The 4,390-nt window shown below is 57.8% G+C and carries 3 protein-coding genes; all 3 read right to left on the bottom strand.

All coding sequences use genetic code 11. The annotated features are described in order from the left end of the window. Positions 1–1,536: methyl-accepting chemotaxis protein (locus VMH34_07675; GenBank protein HTT08655.1), on the bottom strand; the 1,536-nt coding region annotated here is incomplete at its 3' end. Then, entirely contained in the window at positions 1,533–2,144 is a 612-nt protein-coding gene (locus tag VMH34_07670; GenBank protein ID HTT08654.1) for a YfiR family protein, read from the bottom strand. The genes VMH34_07670 and VMH34_07675, both read right to left, overlap by 4 nt. Before the next feature lie 41 nt (positions 2,145–2,185). Continuing rightward, positions 2,186–4,225 (bottom strand): TonB-dependent receptor, encoded by a 2,040-nt coding sequence (locus VMH34_07665; protein ID HTT08653.1) that lies wholly within the window; start codon positions 4,223–4,225, stop codon positions 2,186–2,188. Positions 4,226–4,390: the final 165 nt, after the last annotated feature.

Below are 4,390 nucleotides of genomic sequence, written 5' to 3'. Positions count from 1 at the left end.
CCGGTATTGCTCGACAACCGATTTCAGCTTCTGCCCGAGGTCATTAAGATTATGGGCGGAGGATTCAACTTGTTTGGTGCCTATTGCATTCTGTTCGCTTGCCTGGTGGATATTGCCCATCGCCAGCGCCACCTGATCCATCCCAGTCAACTGCTGCTGTGCTGAAGCTGCGATCTGGGACGCCGCCTGGGCCGCTTCTACAGTGCTGTCCGCCAGGAGTCGTATCGCCTCACCGGCCTCCGCAGATTGCCGCACCCCGGTTTCCACCGCCTTGCTGCCCTGCTCCGCCGCCAGCACCGCCGCCGCCGTCGCCTTCTGTATGTCGGCGAGGATGGCGCGCACTTGCGTGGTGGCTTGCTTGGATTGTTCGGCCAGACTCTTGATCTCCTGCGCCACCACCGTGAATCCCTTGCCATGCTCCCCGGCCTTGGACGCCTCAATCGCCGCGTTCACCGCCAGCAGGTTCGATTGCTCGGCCAGGTCATTCACCGTGGCGATGATCTCCCCGATGGTCTGACTCTGCTCGCTCAGTCTGATCAGGCTGTCCGCGATGGACTCCACCTGCTTCTGGATTTTATGCATTGCTTCAATTGATTTTTCCGTTGACTTTTTGCCGGCCAGCGAGATTTGCGCTGTTTTCTGCGCCGTTTCGGAAACATATTGGGCCTTCTGGCTGGAAAACTGCGCCGTGTGCTTGACCTCCTCCACCGTGGTCGTGGTCTCGGTCACCGCCGTGGCCGTCTGCGCGGAACTCGCGGCAATCTGCGTCGCGGAAGACAATATTTCACCTGCCGATAATGCGAGCAGTTGTGCCCCGTCGCCGATCTGGCGCGTTATCCGCCGCAGGTTTTCCAGCATCCGTCCGAAGGTTTCCACCAGTACCCCAATCTCATCCGTCCGTCGTTGCATCGTCAGTTTTACCGACAGCTTGCCTGCGGCAACCTCCCGGGCGGCGTTGACGATCTCACGAATCGGATTGGAGATGGTGGCGTGCAGCCGCATCGAGATCGGGATGGTGAACAGAAGTGATCCCAGCATCACCAGCAGAATAATTTCACCATAGCGTGTCAGGCGCGACGCCAGCGGTTCCACGCTTGCCCGCAGCAAGACACTGCCCACCTCGTTTTGACCTTCTTTTACCGGCCAGGAGATCGTCAATTCGTCGTGCTTGAATTTCTGACTGGGGGTTACATCTCTTTTTGCAGGCAGCGGCTGCGATGGCGCCCCCGGACGGGAATAGCTCGCGAAGAGAGTGCCGTCCACAGCGTACACGCCGGCTGCAGTGATTTCCGGATTGGCATTGAGCGCGCCCAGATATTGCTGGGTCGCCTTGGAATCGTTGAACACCAGGGAAGCCGTCACACTCGCCGCGACGATTTCGGCCTGCACCGAAATTTCCCGGGCCTTCTGTTCCCGGTAAATGCGGCTTTCGTAGGCGACAATAATCGAGCCGGCCAGCAGCAAGGCTATCCCGCTTGCGAGTACGCTTATCAGAATCAACTTTCCGCGAATGGGTATGTCCAGCAACCGGCTCATTGGCGGATCTCCTTGGACGACTTTTGTTTGACGTTAACTGCAAGGCTTAATAACTTCGAACTGATGGCGAGCCCGTTCTGGGAGGCGGCGTCCTCGTCGATATCAAAGCGCACCCTGTCATCCTTGATCACGAAATTGACGATGCCCGAAATCGCTCCCGATCCCTGCATGTCCGTCACGGTGAGCACGCCGCTGCCACGGACTGCATCGATGATCTGGCTCACTCGTTGTATTTCCATGCCGCCGATGTACAGAATATGGCAGCCGGAGTCGCGCCCGATGGATTCCAACCGCTTGATGACAATTGGATGGGCGTTGATGGTTTGATCGTGCACCGCCGTATCGAGCGCCGTGCCGAACGGATCCTCGCCAATGACACACAAATTGATCGGGCTGGTTGGCGAGGGCAGCGCCGTGCTGGGCCATTCGACATAAAAACCAAACTTGTAGAGATAGGCCGCTTTCACGGCGTACTCCAGGGATCCGGCGTCCGTCGCAGCCACCACCCGCGGTATTCCGGCAACCCAAAAGAAAGAAGCGGCCATAAACATGGCCAGCACGTGAGGCAGACGGTGGATCACGCGCGGCAGTGGAGTCAGAACTTTCATAAAATTTTCATGACGCCCGATGAGGATGAATAATCGCCGATCTAAAAACGCAATGAGACCTTTCCCAATACGGCGCGCTGGATGTCCTCGCTGGGATTGGGACTTGAAATGATGTATTCCTGATGATGATCATGCAGGAGATTCTGCCCGACAATGGAAAGTTCTATGTTCTTGGTCAGACGCCAGCCCAGACGGGCATCCATTTCAACGTAATCCGGCACGGTGACGATTATTCCCGAGTTGTTGGTCGGCAGTTCGTCCACCCAGCGCAATCCTACATCCAGCTCGGTGCTGTATGGCAGATCCATGGAAGAGCGCAGCGAGAATTGCTGTTGCGGATCGGCCGTTTCGTTGAACGCATTGTTGAAATCCGTCCGCCCGCGCCTGACGAAAATATCCTCTTTGAGAAGGTTGTAGCCGACACGCAGCCGCCACCAGTCCAGCGCCTGATAGGTGCCGCTGAACTCAAATCCATAGGTGTCGCCTTTCAGATTATTCTCGAAGAACAGCGGGAAGACGGTGACGGGCGTGAGACTTGTGCTGCGTATATTGTCGTAGTCGTTGTAAAAACCGGAAACGGAAGCGTTGACCTTGGAGCCCAGCTGGGCACGGTAACCCAATTCGTAAGCAATCACCGTTTCCGAGGCAAAATCCGCCCCGCCAATCAGTAGATTCTGGATAAACGGGGCAAAGTTGGGAGTGGGCAGCCGCTCGTCCCGATCGACGCGGGAAGGTATCCGCACCGCGCGCGAAACCGCCGCCCACAGCGTCTGTCGCTCCGCGAATGTCCATGCCAGCCGCGCACTCGGCTCAAATTCAAAGCCGGTATAGTCGTTGTGCTCGACCTTGGTGCCCAGGGTGAAGGTCAGGCTGTCCCAAAGCGCAATCTCGTCCTGTACAAATCCACTGAACAAATCGTGTTCCAGAACCGGAGGGATGAACGCCAGGCCCGGCGAGTTTCCGACCACATCGGATGTGAAGCGATAACCGAGACCCCAGACAATGCTGTTGCGATCCCCGAGGTGGAGGCGATGTTGGAAATCGACATCGTAGGTGTCGAGGTCGTCCTTCAATACGCCGGGGGGGGCCAGCACCAGCGGGCCGGCGACAGATGCGGGGGTTGGATCGGACAAGTGCGTGCGGTCGTAGTAAAACTGCAGGCTCATGTCGGAGCCGCTGGAAAAAGTGTGCGACCAGCGGCCCAGAATATTGTTGCCGCTTACGCCGGCATCGCCGCCGGTCGCGAGATTTTCGTCGCCATCGTAATAATCACCCTGCAAGGTCAGATTGTTTTGCGGAGACACCTCCGCATCGAGACGGAAGCCGCCCTGGCCCATGTTCCATGAATCCGAGGCGTTTTTCCCGTTGGTCAGGACTTCATTATCGCGGTCGAAATATTTGCCATAGCCCCGGATATAAACGTCGGGGGCGAGCTTCGCGCCATAACGGCCGCCGCCGAAACCCTGCAGTTCGGATCCGCCGCCGCCCTCCAGATAGGCGCCCTGCGTGTCTTTTGCGCTTTTCGTGATGATGTTGATGACGCCGTTGACGGCATTGGCGCCCCACAGCGTGCTCCCGGGGCCGCTGATGACTTCGATGCGGTCAATGTCCTCAAGCAGATAATCCTGCCGATCCCAGAAGACACCGGAGAAAAGCGGCGTATATACGGTTCGCCCGTCTATCAGGACCAGCAGCTTGTTGGCCAGATCGGTGTTGAATCCACGCGCCGTGATCGCCCAGTCGTGGGCGTTTTTCTGCGCCACCTCCAGGTTCGGTGCCAGCCGCAAAGCCTCCGGAAGGCTGGTGGCGCCGGCACGGCGGATATCATCACCCGTGATGACATAAATCGATGCGGCGGCATTGCTTAGGGGTTCCGGCCGCTTCGATACCGAGGTGACCTGGATATTGGCGAGATCTTCGATCGACATGCGCGAAAGATCAGCGGCGGAGGTTCCTTGATCGATGGCATTGGCGCCGGCGCTGCCGGTAATTCCAACCAGAAAGATACAGGTTGCGGTCTGATGCCACCACCGGCCACCGATCAGCGCGGCGTTCTTACTTTGGCTTGCCAAGTGTTCCATGATTTCGCCCCTTCCATTTTTACGGTCATGCATCGTCTACATTTGATACTGCTCCGCCAGTTGTTTCAGTTTCTGCCCCAGTTCATTGAGATTGTGGGCCGCACTCTCCGCCTGCTTGGTGCCCGCCGCGTTCTGCGCACTGGCCTGCCGGATGTTGTCCATCGC

The sequence above is a fragment of the Gammaproteobacteria bacterium genome (genome assembly GCA_035501935.1).
Classification (GTDB): domain Bacteria; phylum Pseudomonadota; class Gammaproteobacteria; order JAJPIJ01; family JAJPIJ01; genus JAJPIJ01.
The sequence above is the reverse complement of the archived record's forward strand: the minus strand, read 5'-3'. Positions and strand labels throughout refer to the sequence as shown.

Excerpts from the sequence above, each read along its gene's own strand:
- VMH34_07670 (HTT08654.1), bottom strand. The coding sequence starts at position 2,144 with ATGAAAGTTCTGACTCCACTGCCGCGCGTGATCCACCGTCTGCCTCAC.
- VMH34_07665 (HTT08653.1), bottom strand. The coding sequence starts at position 4,225 with ATGGAACACTTGGCAAGCCAAAGTAAGAACGCCGCGCTGATCGGTGGC.